This is a genomic window from Streptomyces sp. NPDC051218 (assembly GCF_044455475.1).
In the GTDB taxonomy this organism is placed as follows: domain Bacteria; phylum Actinomycetota; class Actinomycetes; order Streptomycetales; family Streptomycetaceae; genus Streptomyces.
In genome coordinates this window covers 235,880-252,788 of sequence record NZ_JBITEU010000008.1, presented here as the reverse complement: position 1 = coordinate 252,788, position 16,909 = coordinate 235,880, and the positions used below count along the sequence as shown (strand labels likewise).

Annotated in this window: 18 protein-coding genes; 9 read left to right on the top strand and 9 right to left on the bottom strand. The window is 72.7% G+C overall.

Translation table 11 applies throughout. The features are described from left to right. The first annotated feature begins 22 nt into the window (after positions 1–22). From ACIBCK_RS24665 to ACIBCK_RS24650, 4 genes are read left to right on the top strand one after another with little or no spacing between them, the layout of a single operon-like run. Complete coding sequence (locus tag ACIBCK_RS24665) at positions 23–799, top strand: energy-coupling factor ABC transporter permease (RefSeq protein WP_399393549.1); 777 nt, start codon at positions 23–25, stop codon at positions 797–799. Continuing rightward, a complete protein-coding gene (locus tag ACIBCK_RS24660; RefSeq protein ID WP_399393547.1) occupies positions 799–1,188 on the top strand; it encodes an energy-coupling factor ABC transporter substrate-binding protein in 390 nt (129 codons plus the stop codon). Before ACIBCK_RS24665 ends, ACIBCK_RS24660 begins: the two co-directional genes overlap by 1 nt. A 6-nt stretch (positions 1,189–1,194) precedes the next feature. Next, positions 1,195–1,944, top strand: coding sequence for a cobalt ECF transporter T component CbiQ (gene cbiQ / locus ACIBCK_RS24655; RefSeq protein ID WP_399393546.1), 750 nt, complete (start codon positions 1,195–1,197; stop codon positions 1,942–1,944). Beyond that, positions 1,941–2,831, top strand: coding sequence for an energy-coupling factor ABC transporter ATP-binding protein (locus ACIBCK_RS24650; RefSeq protein ID WP_399393544.1), 891 nt, complete (start codon positions 1,941–1,943; stop codon positions 2,829–2,831). The genes cbiQ and ACIBCK_RS24650 overlap by 4 nt, the downstream gene beginning before the upstream one ends. Here ACIBCK_RS24650 and ACIBCK_RS24645 read toward each other — a convergent pair. The 4 genes from ACIBCK_RS24645 to ACIBCK_RS24630 form a co-directional block, all read right to left on the bottom strand. Then, positions 2,820–4,067, bottom strand: a complete 1,248-nt coding sequence (locus tag ACIBCK_RS24645) for an MDR family MFS transporter (RefSeq protein WP_399393937.1) — start codon at positions 4,065–4,067, stop codon at positions 2,820–2,822. The genes ACIBCK_RS24650 and ACIBCK_RS24645 overlap by 12 nt on opposite strands. Positions 4,068–4,087: 20 nt before the next feature. Beyond that, a complete protein-coding gene (locus tag ACIBCK_RS24640; RefSeq protein ID WP_399393542.1) occupies positions 4,088–5,911 on the bottom strand; it encodes an ABC transporter permease subunit in 1,824 nt (607 codons plus the stop codon). Positions 5,912–5,917: 6 nt separating this feature from the next. Further along, positions 5,918–7,417, bottom strand: coding sequence for an ABC transporter substrate-binding protein (locus tag ACIBCK_RS24635; RefSeq protein WP_399393540.1), 1,500 nt, complete (start codon positions 7,415–7,417; stop codon positions 5,918–5,920). Between the two features lie 112 nt (positions 7,418–7,529). Beyond that, positions 7,530–8,075: a GNAT family N-acetyltransferase gene (locus tag ACIBCK_RS24630; RefSeq protein ID WP_399393538.1), complete on the bottom strand. Its 546-nt coding sequence runs from the start codon at positions 8,073–8,075 to the stop codon at positions 7,530–7,532. Between the two features lie 137 nt (positions 8,076–8,212). Between ACIBCK_RS24630 and argG the strand changes: the two genes are divergently transcribed. After that, positions 8,213–9,661 carry an argininosuccinate synthase gene (gene argG / locus ACIBCK_RS24625; RefSeq protein ID WP_399393537.1) on the top strand — a complete coding sequence of 483 codons (1,449 nt, stop codon included), beginning with the start codon at positions 8,213–8,215 and terminating at the stop codon, positions 9,659–9,661. 87 nt (positions 9,662–9,748) lie between these two features. Here argG and ACIBCK_RS24620 read toward each other — a convergent pair whose 3' ends face one another. The 4 genes from ACIBCK_RS24620 to ACIBCK_RS24605 all read right to left on the bottom strand — a co-directional run bounded on the left by ACIBCK_RS24620 (position 9,749) and on the right by ACIBCK_RS24605 (position 11,937). Then, positions 9,749–10,240, bottom strand: coding sequence for a hypothetical protein (locus tag ACIBCK_RS24620; RefSeq protein WP_399393535.1), 492 nt, complete (start codon positions 10,238–10,240; stop codon positions 9,749–9,751). Then, a complete protein-coding gene (locus ACIBCK_RS24615; protein ID WP_399393533.1) occupies positions 10,237–10,860 on the bottom strand; it encodes a hypothetical protein in 624 nt (207 codons plus the stop codon). The genes ACIBCK_RS24620 and ACIBCK_RS24615 overlap by 4 nt, the downstream gene beginning before the upstream one ends. A gap of 353 nt (positions 10,861–11,213) precedes the next feature. After that, on the bottom strand, positions 11,214–11,474 hold the full coding sequence (locus ACIBCK_RS24610) for a hypothetical protein (protein ID WP_399393531.1): 261 nt from the start codon (positions 11,472–11,474) through the stop codon (positions 11,214–11,216). 28 nt (positions 11,475–11,502) lie between these two features. After that, on the bottom strand, positions 11,503–11,937 hold the full coding sequence (locus ACIBCK_RS24605) for a VOC family protein (RefSeq protein ID WP_399393529.1): 435 nt from the start codon (positions 11,935–11,937) through the stop codon (positions 11,503–11,505). A 313-nt stretch (positions 11,938–12,250) separates the two neighbouring features. Between ACIBCK_RS24605 and ACIBCK_RS24600 the strand changes: the two genes are divergently transcribed. The 4 genes from ACIBCK_RS24600 (at position 12,251) to ACIBCK_RS24585 (ending at position 15,266) form a co-directional block, all read left to right on the top strand. Continuing rightward, on the top strand, positions 12,251–12,640 hold the full coding sequence (locus ACIBCK_RS24600; RefSeq protein WP_399393528.1) for a BlaI/MecI/CopY family transcriptional regulator: 390 nt from the start codon (positions 12,251–12,253) through the stop codon (positions 12,638–12,640). Between the two features lie 6 nt (positions 12,641–12,646). After that, positions 12,647–13,579: a M56 family metallopeptidase gene (locus ACIBCK_RS24595; RefSeq protein ID WP_399393526.1), complete on the top strand. Its 933-nt coding sequence runs from the start codon at positions 12,647–12,649 to the stop codon at positions 13,577–13,579. A 191-nt stretch (positions 13,580–13,770) separates the two neighbouring features. Continuing rightward, positions 13,771–14,907 carry an acyltransferase family protein gene (locus ACIBCK_RS24590; protein ID WP_399393935.1) on the top strand — a complete coding sequence of 379 codons (1,137 nt, stop codon included), beginning with the start codon at positions 13,771–13,773 and terminating at the stop codon, positions 14,905–14,907. 110 nt (positions 14,908–15,017) lie between these two features. Further along, positions 15,018–15,266, top strand: coding sequence for a holin (locus tag ACIBCK_RS24585; protein WP_367047354.1), 249 nt, complete (start codon positions 15,018–15,020; stop codon positions 15,264–15,266). Here ACIBCK_RS24585 and abc-f read toward each other — a convergent pair. Then, positions 15,263–16,894 carry a ribosomal protection-like ABC-F family protein gene (gene abc-f, locus ACIBCK_RS24580; protein WP_399393524.1) on the bottom strand — a complete coding sequence of 544 codons (1,632 nt, stop codon included), beginning with the start codon at positions 16,892–16,894 and terminating at the stop codon, positions 15,263–15,265. The genes ACIBCK_RS24585 and abc-f overlap by 4 nt on opposite strands. Positions 16,895–16,909: the final 15 nt, after the last annotated feature.

The window sequence follows — 16,909 nt, the reverse complement described above, 5'->3', positions numbered from 1 at the left end:
GCTGGAGAGGGTCTGCTTAGCCATGCACATAGCCGAGGGTTTCCTCCCGCCGGCGCACGCGATCGCCTGGGGCGTAGCGTCCGCGCCGTTCGTCGTCCACGGAGTCCGCTCCCTCACCCGTGAGGTCAAGGAACACCCGGAGAGCACACTGCTCCTGGGCGCCTCGGGAGCCTTCACCTTTGTCCTTTCCGCGCTGAAGATCCCATCCGTCACGGGCAGTTGTTCGCACCCGACGGGGACCGGGCTCGGCGCGATCCTGTTCCGGCCGCCGATCATGACGGTGCTCGGCACCATCACCCTTCTGTTCCAGGCGCTGCTGCTCGCCCACGGCGGGCTCACCACGCTCGGCGCCAACGTCTTCTCCATGGCGATCATCGGGCCCTGGGCCGGATACGCCGTCTACCGCCTCCTGAAGCGGTACGACGTGCCGCTCATGGTCGCCGTGTTCTTCGGCGCGTTCGTCGCGGACCTGTCCACGTACTGCGTGACCAGCGTCCAGCTCGCCATGGCCTTCCCCGACCCCGGCAGCGGATTCATCGGCGCGCTCGGCAAGTTCGGCGGCATCTTCGCCGTCACGCAGATCCCCCTCGCGGTCAGCGAAGGACTGCTCACCGTCATCGTGATGCGGCTGCTCGTGCAGTCCAGCAAGGGGGAGCTCACGCGGCTCGGCGTACTGCTCCAGGGCAAGCGGCAGGCCGATACGACGAAGACGGCCGGTACGACGAAGACGGGCGATACCACGGAGACGGCCGAGACGGCCGAGACGACCAAGACGACGGAGACGGGGGCCAGCGCCTGATGAGCCGGAACGCGAAGATCAACACTCTGCTCCTCCTCATCGTCGCCGCGCTCGCGGTGCTGCCGTTGGCGCTCGGCCTCGGGGACGACGAGAAGGAGCCGTTCGCCGGGGCCGACGCCCAGGCCGAGACCGCGATCACCGAGATCAAGCCGGACTACGAGCCCTGGTTCTCGCCGCTGTACGAACCCCCGTCCGGGGAGGTCGAGTCGGCGCTCTTCGCGCTTCAAGCGGCGCTGGGAGCGGGCGTCCTCGCGTACTACTTCGGTCTGCGCAAGGGACGCCGCCAGGGCGCGGAGATCGCGCGCGCCGAGGGGGCCGGCACGGAGAAGGCCGCCACCGATAAGGCCGCCGACGCGGAGAGCGGCCGGGCCGAGACCGAGCAGGTCTGACCCCGCGTGCTGCCCATCGACGCGGCGGCGCACAGCAGCCGCTGGCGCCGCCGCCACCCCGTGGACAAAGCCGTGCTGGGGCTCGGCCTCACCGTCCTCGCGGTCTCCCTGCCGCCCTGGCCGGGCGCCGCCCTGGTGCTCGTCGCCGCGCTCGCCGTGCTGCTCGGGCCCGCCGGTGTGCCGCCGCGCAAACTGTGGCGCGCCTACCGCGTACCGCTCGGCTTCTGCGTCACCGGCGCCCTGACCCTGCTCGTCCAACTCGGCGGTCCTGGAGGGTCCTTCACGCTCGCCGAGGGTGGGCCCGCACGGGCGGGCGGACTCCTCCTGCGCACATCGGCGGCCTCGCTCGGCGTCCTGCTGTTCGCCTTCACCACACCTCTGTCGGACCTGCTGCCCCGGCTGGTCAGGGCAGGTGTGCCGGCGCCGGTCGTCGACGTGGCTCTCGTCATGTACCGGATGAGCTTCCTGCTCCTGGACTCCATGAGCCGGATCCGGCAGGCGCAGGCCGCGCGCCTCGGCCATACCACCCGGGCCGCCACGTGGCGCTCCCTCGGCGGCCTCGGCGCCACCGCGTTCGTGCGGGCCTTCGACCGTGCGGGCCGGCTCCAGGCCGGGCTCGCCGGACGGGGGTACGACGGAACCCTGCGGGTGCTGGTGCCCGACGCCCGGATCTCGCGGAGCTTCGTGGCCGCGAGCGCCGCCCTCCTCACGGGCCTCGCGGCCCTCACCTTCGTACTGGAAAGGCTTCTTCCATGAGCGAGCCCGGCGCTCCTCGCGAGCCGAGCGGGACCTCGGGGTCCCTGGTCGCTCTGCGCTCCGCTTCCTACGCGTACGAGGACGGACCCACCGTGCTCAGCGGCCTGGACTTCGACGTCACCGAGGGCCGTGCGCTGGCGCTCCTCGGCCGCAACGGCAGCGGCAAGACCACCCTGATGCGGCTGCTGAGCGGCGGCCTGCGCCCGGACCAGGGCGAGTTGACGCTCGGGGGCGCCCCCGTGACGTACGACCGCAAGGGCCTCACTCGGCTGCGCACCACCGTTCAGCTCGTCGTCCAGGACCCCGACGATCAGCTGTTCGCCGCATCGGTCGAGCAGGACGTGTCCTTCGGGCCGCTGAACCTGGGGCTGCCGGACGACGAGGTGCGCGTCCGCGTCGCGGAGGCGCTCGCCGCGCTCGACATCAGCGCCCTGGCGGACCGCCCCACCCACCTCCTCTCCTACGGCCAGCGGAAGCGGACGGCCATCGCGGGCGCCGTGGCGATGCGCCCCCGCGTCCTGATCCTCGACGAGCCGACCGCGGGGCTCGACCCCGACGGCCAGGAACGCCTCCTGGCCACCCTGCAAGGCCTGCGGGACGCCGGGACGACCGTGGTCATGGCCACGCACGACGTGGACCTGGCCCTGCGCTGGGCCGACGATGCGGCACTGCTCACCCCCTCGGGAGTGCGCACAGGCCCGGTGGCGCGGATGCTCGCCCACCGTGAACTCCTCGCCCAGGCGGGCCTGCGCCTGCCGTGGGGGATCGCGGTCACGGAACTGCTGCGGACGAAGGGCCTGCTGACGGGGGTCGGCGAAGGACCGTGCACGCCCGAGGAGTTGGCGGCTCTCACGGCTTCGGTGGTGCCCGGCGTATCAAGGGGCTGACCGGCTGCGGCCGGGCAGCAGCGTCACGGCCAGGAGGGGGATGCCGGCCAGGGCGAGCCACGGTGTCCAGGGCGGGAGGCCTGCGTCCAGGAGCGCGCCCGTTGCCGCGCTGCCTGCCAGGACGATCAGGCCGGAGACCGAGGACAGGGCCCCGGTGTAGAGGCCCAGCCTGCCGTCGGGCGTGAGGTCGGGGACCCAGGCGCGGGCGGCCGGGGCGACCAGCATCTGCCCGAGGGTCAGCAGGACGACGAAGGACGCGGCGGGCAGCAGACCGGCCACCCCCGTCAAGGCGGCAGGCCGCGCGGCCGCCACCACGGCGAACCCCACGGAGATGAGTACGAGCCCGGCCGCCATGGAGCGCCGCTGGTCGAGCCGCCCCGCCGCCCAGTGGGTGACGGGGAGCTGCGTGGTCACCACCAGCAGGGAGGAGAGGGCGAAGAGCCAGGCGAGCGGCGCCTGCGACCCGGCCGTGCGCTCCACCTCCTGGGGGAGGGCGAGATAGAGCTGGTTGTACGCAAGGAGATAGGCGCCGTAGGCACAACACACCGCCAGGAAGCGGCGGTTGCGCAGCATGTCACCCATGCCTCCTCGTACGCGGACCCGCTCACGCCCCGGGATGCGCTGGGGCAGCAGCCACAGGTGCCCGGCAAGGACGAGGACGAAGACCCCGGCGCCGCCCAGACAGACGGCGCGGAAGTCGACGGAGAGCAGCAGGGCGCCGATGAGCGGACCGAGGAAAGCGCCGGCCTGGCCCGCCACGGTGAGCAGGGCGAGGACACGGGTACGCGGGCCGCGGCCCGACTCCTCCCAGAGCACCGCCTGCCGTGCGACCTCGGATTCCACGGCGGGGGAGAACAGGGCGGCGGCGAACCCGATCAGGAGCACCGCTGCGATGACCGACCACGTCTGCTGCGCGTAACCGAGCCAGGCGAAACCGGCGATCCGCAGCACGCAGCCGGTGAGCACGACAGGCCGTACGCCGTACCGGTCGGTCAGGGCGCCGCCCACCACGAACAGCCCCTGCTGGCTGAACGTCCGCAGGCCGAGCACGAGACCGACCAGCCAGCCCGCCATGCCGATCGCCGCACCCAGATGTTCGGCCAGGAAGGGCAGCACGGCGAAGAAGCCGATGTTGAAGGCGAGTTGGGTCAGGATCAGCAGGCGGAGCAGCGGCGAAAGCTGCGGCCAGGTGCGTGCGGGCCGTGGGCGCTTCGCGGTCCGGAGCCGGGTGGGCAGGGACAGCTGACGTCGATCGCTCACCGGGCTGCCGTCCCGGCCGAGGTCAACTCCCGCTCGGTGGACCGTACGTCGGCCGTGGGAGAGCGTTCATCGGGTCGGCCCTTGCGTCGCAGCCGCCGGGGGACCGGTACCCCGCCCGCCGCCGTCACCGCGAGAGCGCCGAGGAGAGCGAGCGCGGCCGCCGGCGCGAGCAGGGCCCAGGGGGCGCGTTCGGCGTAGGGCTGGTTCTCGGCGAGCAGCAGCCCCCACTCGGGGGACGGTGGCTGCGCGCCGAGGCCGAGGAAGCCGAGGGCGGCGATGGCCAGCGCGACCGCGGGCAGCCGTAGCAGCGCGTGGCGGGTGACGGGCGGCAGCACCGCGGGCAGCAGATGGTGCCGTAGCTGGTGCCGACGGCCCGCGCCCAGACTCCGTGTCGCCGTCAAGTGCAGCGTGGCGCGCTCCTGGAGGAGCAGGGCGGCGGTATGGGCGGCGAGCGGAACCCACGCGACGGCGGCCACGGCGATCGCGGGGGTGGCCGCTCCGCTGCCGGCGACCCCCGCGATCAGGAGGCCGGCCAGGGTGGGGGGTATCGCGTTGAGCGTGTCGAGAAGGGGGCCGGAGAACCGTGGCAGAAGACCGAGCAGGACACCGGCCGCCAGGGCGAAGGCGCTGATCCCCAGGGCCAGTGCGATCGTGTGGAGCGCGCCGTGGCCGACCCGGGCCAGGACATCGCGCCCCAGGGCGTCCGTGCCGAACGGGTGGGCCAGGGACGGGGCCTGGAGCCGGGCCGCGGTGTCCAGGGCGAGCGGGTCCCGGGCCAGGCTGAAGAGGATGATGCCGAGGAGGACACCGCCGTACAGGAGTGGCAGGCGGCTGGGCGCGGGGCGCTCGGGAAGGTGCAGCGTCGGAAGGGCTCCGTCGCGCAGCGCGGGGCCGGTCGTGAGCCGGGACGCGAGGCGGAAGAGACCGCCCGCCACGGCGGCGAGCAGGACGAGCGCGAGCGTGCCTGCCTGGAGCACCGGCAGATCCTGTGCCACCGCGGCCTGGAGAGTGGTGCGGCCGAGCCCGGGAATGTCGAAGACCTGCTCCACGGCGACCGCGCCACCGGTCAGGCCCACGACGAACAGACCGACGTTCGGCAGCAGTCCGGGGAAGCAGCGGCGCAGCGCCTGGCGCGCGATGCGTCCGTGCGGGATGCCGCGGGCCGCGGCGGCCCGCGCCCAGGGTTCGGCGAAGGCGCCGGGCAGCAGGTCGTCGAGGAGCCGCCCGAGCAGCGCACCGGCAGGCAGCCCGAGCGAGAGCGCCGGCAGCACGAGCCACTGGGGCCCGTACCAGCCGAGGGCGGGCAGCCAGCCGAGCTGCACACCGACCACGGTGGCGAGCACCGACGCGGTCAGGAACTCGGGCAGCGTGGCCACGACCGCGGCCCCACCGCCCGAGCGCCTCCGCCCGGAGAGCCTGCGCCGGGAGCCGAGCCACAGGGTGCGGGCGCACACCGCGCCGGCCGTCACGACGGCCACCGCAAGCGCCGCCGACATGAGCAGCAAGGAGACACCCAGAGCCTCGGTCACGGGGGGCAGTACCGCTTCGCCGGAGATCCACGACCGCCCGGCGTCCCCGTGCAGCAGCCCACCCGCCCACTGGCCGAGCAGATGCAACGGGCCGTCATCCAGGCCGAGTTCGGCGCGGACGGCCGCCAGGGCCTCCGGGGTGGGTGTGCGCTCCGCGGCCCGCGCCTTGAGCACGGTGAGCGCCGGGTCGGTGCGCGAGAGCCAGGGCAGCAGACCGATCAGGCACAGCAGCGCGACGGCGATGACCACGCGCCAGAGCAGCGCCGGTCCGCGGACGAGCCCTTTTCGCACGGGTCCTCAGCGCCTGGTGCCGGTAGCGACAAGCGCCCGCTCGTACGGGTCGAGGATCTCGCCCCGCACCGAACCGCCGACGCCCGTGATGATCCGCTGATGGACCAGCGGAACGACCGCGTCGGTGCCGAGGATCGCGGACTCGGCGGCCATGGTCGCGGCCTGCCGCTTCGCGGTGTCGGCCGTGTTCTCGGCCTTGCGCACGGCCTTGTCGACCGAGGTGTCGCACAGCTGGGAGAGGTTGTAGCTGCCGTCGCAGGTGTAGTCGCTGGCGAGGACCGAAACGGGGTCGCCGGTGTCGAGCATCGTGTTGCGTGCGCCGACGAACGCGTCGAACTTCCCCGCCAGCGCGTCACCCTCGATGCGGGAGGACTCACGCACCTCCAGCGTCACCTTGAACCCGGCCTTCTGCAGCTGCTGCTTGAGCACCTGGGCGACCTCGGGCAGCTCGGGCCGGTTGTCGTACGTGGCCAGGGTGATGGACTTGCCGCCGGGCGAGGTGGCCCGCGCCCGGTCCTCCGGCTTCTTGCGCTTCCCGTCGGCCCAGTTCAGGGCGGGGCCGAAGATGCCCTTGCCGGTGTCGGCGTGACCCTCGTACACGTCCTTGGCGAGCGCGGAGGTGTTGATCGCGGCGCGGGCCGCGGCGCGCAGGCCGGGGTCCTTGAAGGCGCCCTTCTCCGTGTTGAGCTGGAGGGCGGTGGTGCGGGCCGTGGCGGTCTCGCGGCCGTGCCCCTTGTCGAGGGAGGCGGCCTGCGAGACGGGGACGGCCTCGGCGATGTCCACGTCGCCGGTGCGCAGGGCGTTGGTGCGCGCGGTGCCGTCGGCGATGAACCGCGCGTCGACGCCGGAGGCCTGCGCGCGACCGCCCCAGTAGTCGTCGAAGCGGTCGAGGGTGGCCGCGGTGGCGCCGGTGGTCTTCGTGAGCTCGAAGGGCCCCGTGGCGGTGCCGACCGGGCTGACCTTGTCCCCCTTCTCGTACGCCTTCGCGGAGAGCACGGCGAGGCCGGGGCTCGACAGGCGCAGCGGCAGCGCCGGGTCCGGGGCCTTGGTGGTGAGCCGGACCTGGTCGTCGCCGACGGGCTCGGCGGTGAGCGACGCACCGGACAGCGCGGCGGTGACGGGCTCGGCCTTGCCCGCGTGGGTAAGGGCCGACGCGACGGCGGCCGGTGTGACACGGCTGCCGTCCTGGAATGCGGCCTGGCGCAGGGTGAACAGCCAGCCGCGGTCGCCCTCCTGCTTCCAGGACGCGGCGAGCGCGGGAGCGGCGGCGCCGTTCGCGTCCAGCTTCGTCAGGCCCTCGGTGACGCCGAGACGGCTGAGGAGGGTGGCGTCGGCGCCGTACGGGGAGAAGTTCTCGGAGGGAGGGAAGGCCAGCGCGACCTTCAGCCGGGCGCCTTCCGTGGTGTCGCCGGACGCGTCGTTCTTGGCCGCGAAACAGCCGGCGAGCAGCGGGGCGACGAGCAGGCCGGCTATGAGGGGGAGGGGCCGGGGGCGGACGGAGCGCATGGTCCTCGTTCTCGGGGTGGGGGTGTCCGGAAGTGCGGCCACAGATTACATGACAACCATTTCCATTAATGGGGTGGGGTCATGTCTGTGCCCGGGGAGTTCGGGCTACCTACTACGGGGCCTGCGGCTGCCGCATGGGCACCTCGAAGTGCATGACGCGCGACGCCCCGCCGTCCTCGCGCTCGTCGTGCACGACCTTCCCCAGGGAGCGCCAGAAGCCCTCGGCGCCGGTCACCGCCGGGTCGGTGTGCAGATAGACGGAGCGGTATCCGCCGTCCGTCGCGGCGAACTCCAGGAGCTCGCCGACCAGCTGCCGGGCGAGGCCGCGGCGCCGGTGCTCGGCCCGCACGTAGACGCGCCGCAGCTGCGCCGTCTCGCCCGAGGGGAAGCGGTCGGCGATCCAGCGAGGGTTCGGCGGGTGTGCCGGGCCGCGGGAGTCGAGGGCGGCGGTGGCCGCGACCGCCCCGTCGCGCTCGTCCACCGCGACGAGCAGGGTGTGGCGGGCGGGGCCCAGATACGCGCCGTCGAGGTCGATGATGTCGCCGTGCCAGCGCGGCACGTATCCCGTGCCGAAGTCGTGGTAGACGGTGTCGAGCATGACGGCTCGCGCGGCGTCGAGGTCGTCGGCGGTGGCCGTTCTGATGCGGTATCCAAGCACTTGCACATCCTAAGCATTAAGGAGATATGGCCTGCCACCAGCGGTATTGCAGGCCGATTGAACCGCTCACGCGCCGACTTTGAACGGCTCTCGCGCACGACGTTGCATGGTCATGCGAAGTCATGCATACTCTTCCTATGTCCAAGGTCCTCACCTCCCTCCCCACCGGCGAGCGCGTCGGCATTGCCTTCTCCGGCGGTCTCGACACCTCGGTCGCCGTCGCCTGGATGCGTGACAAGGGCGCCGTCCCCTGCACGTACACCGCCGACATCGGTCAGTACGACGAGCCCGACATCGCCTCCGTGCCCGGCCGTGCCTCCGCGTACGGCGCCGAGATCACCCGGCTCGTCGACTGCCGTGAGGCGCTGGTCGAGGAGGGGCTTGCCGCACTCGCGTGCGGTGCCTTCCACATCAGGTCGGGCGGGCGTCCGTACTTCAACACCACGCCGCTGGGCCGCGCCGTGACCGGCACGCTCCTGGTGCGGGCGATGCTGGAGGACGGGGTGCAGATCTGGGGCGACGGCTCCACCTTCAAGGGCAACGACATCGAGCGGTTCTACCGGTACGGGCTGCTCGCCAACCCGCACCTGCGGATCTACAAGCCCTGGCTCGACGCGGACTTCGTGACGGAGCTCGGCGGCCGCAAGGAGATGTCGGAGTGGCTGCTGGCGCACCAGCTGCCCTACCGCGACTCGACGGAGAAGGCCTACTCGACGGACGCCAACATCTGGGGCGCCACGCACGAGGCCAAGACGCTCGAGCACCTCGACACCGGCCTGGAGACCGTCGACCCGATCATGGGCGTGCGGTTCTGGGACCCGGCGGTGGAGATCGACACGGAGGACGTGACGATCGGCTTCGACCAGGGCCGCCCCGTCACGGTCAACGGCAAGGAGTTCTCCTCCCCGGTCGACCTCGTCATGGAGGTCAACGCGATCGGCGGCCGGCACGGCCTCGGCATGTCCGACCAGATCGAGAACCGGATCATCGAGGCGAAGAGCCGCGGCATCTACGAGGCGCCCGGCATGGCCCTCCTGCACATCGCCTACGAGCGCCTCGTCAACGCGATCCACAACGAGGACACCCTGGCCGCGTACCACAACGAGGGCCGTCGCCTCGGCCGGCTGATGTACGAGGGCCGCTGGCTCGACCCGCAGGCGCTGATGATCCGCGAGTCGCTGCAGCGCTGGGTCGGCGCGGCGATCACCGGAGAGGTGACGTTGCGGCTGCGGCGCGGCGAGGACTACTCGATCCTCGACACCACGGGCCCGGCGTTCAGCTACCACCCGGACAAGCTCTCCATGGAGCGGACCGAGGACTCGGCGTTCGGCCCGGTGGACCGGATCGGCCAGCTCACCATGCGGAACCTCGACATCGCCGACTCCCGCGCGCGCCTTGAGCAGTACGCGGGCCTGGGCCTGGTCGGCTCCGGCCACCCGACGCCGATCGGCGCCGCGCAGGCGGCGTCGACCGGTCTGATCGGCGCCATGGACGGCGGCGGCGCGGAGGCGATCGCCTCGCGCGGCGAGACCACGGACGAGGAGTCGATGCTGGACCGCGCCGCGATGGAGTCCGGCACGGACTGACACCGCGCACCGGTCGTACGCACGACAGCGGGCCCCGACGGATTTCGATCCGCCGGGGCCCGCTGTCGTGCGCGTACGTAACCGGACCTAGATGCTCAGGAGCCTTTCCGTCGCTTCGCGGTACTGGCGCAGCGCGAGGCGCAGTTCTTCCGTATGCGCTTCGGTGTCGTGGCCCTGCCAGCCCGCGCGCAGGGTGCGGCGTCGTTCCGTGAGGGTCTCGGTCAGATGCCTGACGGCGTCGTCGAAGAGGCCGTCAGCCTCTTCCACCGCCTGGCGCGGGCTCTCGACGAAGGTGCTGAGAGCCTGTTGCAGCCGCAGGCCGAACTTGTCCCGCTCGTCCGGCGCAAGCAGCACGGGGCCGGATTCGGAGCCCGCGACGTGGGAGCCGGGGGCGTGGGAGCCAACGGCGTGGGAGCCGGAGCCCGGGGCGCCGTCGGCAGGGGAGGGAGGCGCGGCGTGAGCCGGGGCCGGAGCGGGGACGCCGCTGCCGATGCCCTGCTCGCGGGGCGTGCCGGGGGCCTGCTCGCGCGGTGTGCCGATGCCCTGTTCGCGCGATGTGCGGTGCTGTGCGTCCGTCATGACGTGCCACTTCCCTTCGCGTGACGCCGGGGCAGTGCCCACGGTGCGTGGCCGCGGTCGGCGGTGGAGTCTCCGCCGGGCCGGTTGGAGTCGACCGTGTGCTCGGAGACCAGTGCCTCGAAGAGGCGCCGGGCCTCGACCATGGCCTCGCGCATTTCCTCGGTACCGCCCTGCCCACGGGTCGCCGTGTGCACCTTGCGGTAGCCGTGCACGGAGTGGCCGTGGTGGACGGAGAGCGCGGCCACCTGCTCATCGAAGCGCTCACCGTCGGGGAAGCCCCGGTCCCTGGCCAGTCGGGCAAGGAGCGCGTCGGCCTCGACGACGGCCTGCTGCGGTGATTCGACGAACTGCTCCTGGACGCCGGCCCACTGGGCCACGTAGCGCTCGCGCGCGCCGGGCGGCAGGGGCTCGGTCTTGACGGAGCCGTGGAGCCGTACGCGCTCGCGGAGCTCCTGTTCGGCTGCCCGTACGTCCCCGCCATGACGGGCGACGGTGTGGTCGTACTCGGGCCCGAAGCGATGCTTCAGGCCGCCTCCGCCGCCCCGGGCTCGCCGCAGTCCGACGAAGAGGACGGCGGCTACCGCGATGACGACCACGGCGATGATGACGGCGGTGATCATGGCTGCCTCCCTTGAACTCGTGGTCCATTCAGCTGGTTTCGTTGGTCGTTCGGCGCTGATGGCCTGCCGGTGGGCACCCACGCGACGCGGGCACCGATCGGGGCACATGTCGTCAGCGGTCGAACGACTGCTTCCGTGTTCGCATGGCGGCCGAGTACCCCCAACTCCGGCGATCAGTCGGCCCGGGGGCGCTTCACCCGGCTCGGGAGCGTCGACACGCCCGCGCCCCCGTGGTCGCCGGATCGGGGCCGTCGACCTCAGCGCCCGTGCGGTGGCACGTCTGGCCGGCGACCTGGCCCCGCCGCCGTGACCAGGTCGCCCAAAGCCTGTTACCTGCCTCCTACGTCTGACTCCTACGCTTCCGCGACCCGCACCGAGAGTCCGTAGTCCAGCTCGGACCCGTCGACCAAGAGCGCCTCCACGGTGCGGGTCTCGGGATCGATGTCGGCCTCCATGCCGTCACCCGCGTACCGGGGGAACCCGGAGGCCCCGGTCTCGCCCGTGGCCACCACGACGGCCGAGCGCAGGGCGCCGCGGGCGTCGGTCGTACTCGCGCCGTCCCCCGTGAACTCGGGGACCAGCAGGATCTCGAAACGCTGCGGGACAGTGTTCATGCACGTGACGCTAGACAGGAGTCGCGCGTCACGCATGTCCAGGGCGTGCGTACGGCCGGGTCATGATCTCCATGTTGTGGCCGTCCGGATCGTCGAAGTACGCGCCGCGACCGCCGAACCAGCGGTTGATGTGGCCGGGTTCGGTGTGGCCGGGGTCGGCGTAGTACGTGACCCCGACCGTCTCCAGGCGGGCGATCATGGCGTCGAACTGTTCGTCGGGCACGAGGAACGCGTAGTGCTGCGCCTGGATCGGCTCGTCGCTCAGCTCGTAGTAGTCGAGCGTCACGCCGTTGCCGAGGTCGACGGGCAAGAACGGCCCGAACGGGGCGCCGACCTTCAGGCCGAGGATCACGGCGAGGAACTCGGACGACAGCTGCCGGTCCCTGGCGTGAACGACGGTGTGGTTCAACTGGACGGTCGTGACAGGCGAAGTGGGGTCGTGCTGGTGCTGGTCGTGCGGCATGTGTGAGGTCTCTTCCGGGTCTTGGATCCGCTGAGGGTGCGCCGCGTGGGGCGCCGGAGGGAGGACGGAAGAGGGATCGGCGGGGCTCTGGCCCGCCTCGCGCTCACGCCGAGGCCGGGTGCCTCACTCGTACGTGGCCCATGGCCGACCCGGCAGTCACCCGAGTGACCTTACGGGGCGCCGCGGGGCGGGGCAACGCGGTTTTTCGCCCGCATCGAAGGGGGCGCTCGCGCTGACGCCGACCGGCGGCGCAGCTCGGGCGGGCGGGCGTTAGCCTCGTCCAGGACGACGAGGCAGTGGAAGGGAGAGGGGCGTGGCGGAGCAGCGGCGGCGTCCCCGGCGACGGGGGCAGGGTGAGCTGGAGGCGCAGGTCCTGGCTGCCCTGCGCGAGGCGGAAGGTCCCGCTACCGCGGGCTGGGTGCAGGAGCGGCTCGGCGCGGACCTCGCGTACACGACCGTCGTGACGATCTTGAGCCGGCTCCTGGACAAGGGCGCCGTGACCCGCGAGCGCGAGGGCCGCTCCTTCGCGTGGACGCCGTCGGCCGACGAGGCGGGCCTCGCGGCACGCAAGATGCGCAAGGTGCTCGACGGCGAGCGCGACCGGCAGGCGGTCCTCGCCAGTTTCCTCACCGAGCTGCCCCCGGGTGACGAGCGGCTGCTGCGTGAGCTCCTGCGGCAGGACGAGGCGGAGAAGGACGTCTGAACCGTCATGGGGATGTTCGTCCTGCTGCCGTTGGTGCTGCCGCTGACGGCCTGGCCGGTGGCCCGGCTCGCCGAGCAGCGGCTGCACCCGAGGACCGCCACCCGGCTGCTCACGACGGTCGCCGCCGTCATGGCGCTCGCCAGCACGCTGTGCCTCTGCCTGCTGATGGTCGTCGGCACGGCGCAGCTGCCGGGGAACCCGCTGCCGGACGGCTGGTCGGACCCCGAGGTGCGCGCCGCGGTCCCGTACGACGAGGTGGCGGGGCGCCTTGCCATTCCGGGGCTGCTCGCCGTGGCCGTGGCGTGCGGCAGGACACTGTGGCGCCACCGCCGGGTGCGCCGCGGTGCCCACCGGGCCCTGGCCGGTCTGCCCGGCACCGCCGTGGCCGTCCTGCCCGACGACGTGCCTTACGCCTACGCGCTGCCCGGCGGCGCCCGCGAACGGGTCGTGGTCACCACCGCCCTGCTCGACTGCCTCGAACCCGCCGAGCGGCGCGCCCTGTTCGCCCACGAGCGCGCCCACCTCGCGACCCGGCACCACCGCCACCTCCTCGCCGTGCAATTGGCCGCGCGCGCCAATCCGTTCCTGCGTCCGCTGCGGACCGCCGTGTCCTACACGACCGAGCGCTGGGCGGACGAGGACGCGGCCCGTGCCGTCGGCGACCGCAGGACCGTCGCCCGCGCGATCGGCAAGGCGGCGCTCCACTCCCGGGGCGCCCCGGCCCCGACCCTGGCCGGGCTCGCCGCTCCCGGGCCCGTGCCCCGCCGGGTCGCGGCGCTCCTCGGCCCGGCTCCCACGGCACGCAGCTGGCCCTCCCTGTTCACCGCGGTGGGGCTCGCGGCGTGGGCCGCCGCCGCGGGCGCCGCGGTCTCCGCCATGTCGTCGGCGAACTCCGCCGTGACGATGGTCCTGATCCTCCGCGCGGCCACCCCGCTCTAGCGGCCGGGCCCGGCTCGGTGCCGTGGTGGAGCTCAGCCGATTCACAGGTGGCGCGGCTGTACGCGCGGGGGCTCCGATGGCTAGGGTGCCCGTGATGTTCTACACAGGTGTAGCACCCGCAATCGACGTCAGAAGCGAGACCGCGGGCCCGGGTTCCCCCGGGAGGTCCCGTGAGTGAGCCGGTCCGCGCGATGAACAGGGGCGGGGCGCTGCGGACGCCGTTGCCCGCGGCGCGCAGTGTGCCTCCCAAGGCACCGGCGGCCCCCACCGTGGCGCCCGAACCTCCCGTCAAACGCCGGGACTCGTTCTTCGACAACGCCAAGTACCTGGCGATCGTGCTGGTCGCCATGGGCCACGCGTGGGAGCCGCTGCGCGGCGACAGCCGGGCTGCGGCCGCGCTCTACATCACCGTCTACACCTTCCACATGCCGGCGTTCATCGTCATCTCCGGCTATTTCTCACGGAGTTTCGACGCGAGCCCCGGCCGCCTCAAGCGCCTGGTGACGGGCATCGCCGTGCCGTACGTCATCTTCGAAGTCGCGTACACCTTCTTCAAGCGCTGGGCGGGCGACGACCCGACGTACCCGATCAGTCTGCTCGACCCCTGGTACCTCACGTGGTTCCTGGTCGCGCTCTTCGTCTGGCGGCTCACCACCCCGCTCTGGAAGCTGGTGCGATGGCCCCTGCCGATAGCGCTCGCCATCGCCGTACTGGCCTCGGTATCACCGGACATCGGTGACGACCTCGACCTGCAGCGGGTCCTTCAGTTCCTGCCGTTCTTCGTCCTCGGCCTGTGCCTGAAGCCCGAACACTTCCAGATCGTGCGCCGCCGGGAGGCCCGGCTCCTGGCGCTGCCCGTCTTCGCCGGCGCCCTGCTGTTCGCGTACTGGGCGGCGCCGCGGATGAACGCGGCGTGGTTCTACCGCCGGGACAGCGCACAGGAGTTGGCGGCGCCCGGCTGGTCCGGGGGTGTGATGACCCTCGCGATGTTCGGCTGCTCGGCGGTGCTCGTCGCGTGCTTCTTCGCCTGGGTGCCGGGCCGCAAGCTGTGGTTCACGGCCCTGGGCGCCGGCACGCTCTACGGCTACCTGCTGCACGGCTTCCTCGCCAAGGGCTCCCGCTTCTGGGACTGGTACGACCTCGACTGGCTGCACACACCGCTCGGCGAGATCACCGTCACGCTCGGCGCGGCGACCCTCATCACGGCGCTCTGCACGCCGCCGGTGCAGCGCCTCTTCCGGTTCGCGATGGAGCCCGACATGGAGTGGGCGTTCAAGAAGGACGCGAAGGCCGTGGCCCGCGGGCGAGGCGCTCACCGGAGGCGCTGACGGGCCACCCGCTCGATCTCCGAGGAAGGTTCCGCCGCCCTGCTGGGCAGCGGCACGCAACAGCGGTATGCCAAGTGTTGACCCGTCAATCACGAGAGGGTGGGCCAGACATGTGGACCGCTGGATTCTGGAAGGCCACCGCGGAGCGCGCGCTCCGCACCTTCGCTCAGTCGCTCGCCGCCGTCCTGGTCGCCGGTGCGACCACCCTCCTGGACGTCGAATGGAAGGCGGCGCTCGCCACCGCGGGCATGGCGACGCTGCTCGCCGTGCTCACGGCGGTCGGTGCCGCGAACGCCGGGGCGCGCGGACCGGGCATCACGGAAACGCCCGCCCCGCGCAGCCGCCAGGTCACGCCCTAGGAGCTGGTCAGCACCCCGGACTCCACCGAGATCCGTTCGCCCCGGAAACGCTCCCGGAGCCTTCGGTCGTGCGACACCACGACCAGCGTGCCCCGGTAGCCCGCCAGTGCCTCGTCGAGTTCCTCGACCAGCGCGGGGGAGAGGTGGTTCGTCGGCTCGTCGAGCAGGAGGAGGTCGGCCGGGCGCGTCACCAGGCGGGCGAGCGCGAGACGGCGGCGCTGGCCCACGGAGAGCCCCTTCACCGGCACGGCCAGGTCCTCCTCGCGGAAGAGGCCGAGGGAGAGGAGGGCCTGGGCGTGGTCTTCGGGCAGGCCCGCGAGGCCCGCCGCGAACGCGTCGAGCAGCGGCTTCGTCGTGTCCTCGTACGTGATGTACTCGATCTCCTGCGGCAAGTAGCCGATGCGGGGCGGGAGTTGCACCTCTCCGCGATCCGGGGTGAGCACTCCGGCCAGGACGGCGAGCAACGTCGACTTGCCCGCGCCGTTCACCCCGGTCACCAGCGTGCGGGAGCCCGGATCGAGGAGCAGGTGGGACACGGCGAGGCGCGCGCCCACCGCTACGTCCGTGAGCGAGACCGGGCGTACGAAGGGATGGTCGCCGCCCTCCAGGCCTTCACCGGCCGTGAAGTGGAGGGGGTCGGGCGGGCGCGGCACCGGGTCCGCGCGCAGCCTGCGCAGGCGCTCGCGCGCGTTGCGCACGATCCCGGAGAGCTGGCCTTCCACCGACCGCTGATGGCCCGCGAAACGGGGGCTGTCGCTCATCCGCCAGCCCGTCGCCAGCCGGTCGGAGCCGCCGTCCGCGAGCCGTTCCTGGCGCGCGATCTCCTCGCTCCACTCCCGGTAGCGCTCCTCCCAGCGGCGGCGTGCCGTGGCGCGCTGTTCGAGGTAGCCGTGCCAGCCGCCGCCGAAGCGGGCCACGGACCTGCGGTCGCCGTCGACCTCGACGATCACCTCGGCGACCCGGTCGAGGAAGACCCGGTCGTGGGTGACGGCGACGACCGTGCCCCGGTGGGCGCGCAGCCGCTCCTCGAGCCAGCCGAGCGCCTGGTCGTCCAGGTGGTTCGTCGGCTCGTCCAGGAGGAGCAGCTCGGGCTGCGGAGCCAGGACGCAGGCGAGCGCGAGGCGCGCCGCCTCCCCGCCGGACAGCGAGCCGAGCGTGCGCGAACGCTCCAGGTGGGGGACGCCGAGGCCGTGCAGGGCGGCTTCGAGGCGCGCGTCGGCCCGGTAGCCGTCACGCGCCTCGAAGGCGGCGACGAGGTCCCCGTACGCGGCGAGTTCGGCAGGACCCGCGGCGCCGAGCGACTCCTCGGCCTCGCGGATCCGCCGCTCCAGGTCCCGCAGTTCGACGAGCGCGTCGTCCACCGCGTCCTGCACGGTGGCGTGCGGCGGAAGGCGCAGCGTCTGCGCGAGATAGCCCGTGCCGCCGTCCGAGACGACGGCCACCTCGCCGTCGGCGGGCGCGAACTCGCCCGCCACCAGGCGCAGCAGCGTCGACTTGCCCGAGCCGTTCTCACCGATGACGCACGCCTTCTCGCCGGGGCGCACCGACAGGGAGACCCGTTCGAGTACGGGCCGCTCCGGATAGCCGTACGACACGTCGCGCAGGACGAGCTGACTCACGGTGCGCATCCCCCTCGGATCACG

Coding starts and splice junctions, on each gene's coding strand:
- ACIBCK_RS24665 (WP_399393549.1), top strand. CDS start 23: ATGCACATAGCCGAGGGTTTCCTCCCGCCGGCGCACGCGATCGCCTGG.
- ACIBCK_RS24660 (WP_399393547.1), top strand. CDS start 799: ATGAGCCGGAACGCGAAGATCAACACTCTGCTCCTCCTCATCGTCGCC.
- ACIBCK_RS24650 (WP_399393544.1), top strand. CDS start 1,941: ATGAGCGAGCCCGGCGCTCCTCGCGAGCCGAGCGGGACCTCGGGGTCC.
- ACIBCK_RS24635 (WP_399393540.1), bottom strand. CDS start 7,417: ATGCGCTCCGTCCGCCCCCGGCCCCTCCCCCTCATAGCCGGCCTGCTC.
- argG (WP_399393537.1), top strand. CDS start 8,213: ATGTCCAAGGTCCTCACCTCCCTCCCCACCGGCGAGCGCGTCGGCATT.
- ACIBCK_RS24620 (WP_399393535.1), bottom strand. CDS start 10,240: ATGACGGACGCACAGCACCGCACATCGCGCGAACAGGGCATCGGCACA.
- ACIBCK_RS24615 (WP_399393533.1), bottom strand. CDS start 10,860: ATGATCACCGCCGTCATCATCGCCGTGGTCGTCATCGCGGTAGCCGCC.
- ACIBCK_RS24610 (WP_399393531.1), bottom strand. CDS start 11,474: ATGAACACTGTCCCGCAGCGTTTCGAGATCCTGCTGGTCCCCGAGTTC.
- ACIBCK_RS24605 (WP_399393529.1), bottom strand. CDS start 11,937: ATGCCGCACGACCAGCACCAGCACGACCCCACTTCGCCTGTCACGACC.
- ACIBCK_RS24595 (WP_399393526.1), top strand. CDS start 12,647: ATGGGGATGTTCGTCCTGCTGCCGTTGGTGCTGCCGCTGACGGCCTGG.
- ACIBCK_RS24590 (WP_399393935.1), top strand. CDS start 13,771: ATGAACAGGGGCGGGGCGCTGCGGACGCCGTTGCCCGCGGCGCGCAGT.
- ACIBCK_RS24585 (WP_367047354.1), top strand. CDS start 15,018: ATGTGGACCGCTGGATTCTGGAAGGCCACCGCGGAGCGCGCGCTCCGC.
- abc-f (WP_399393524.1), bottom strand. CDS start 16,894: ATGCGCACCGTGAGTCAGCTCGTCCTGCGCGACGTGTCGTACGGCTAT.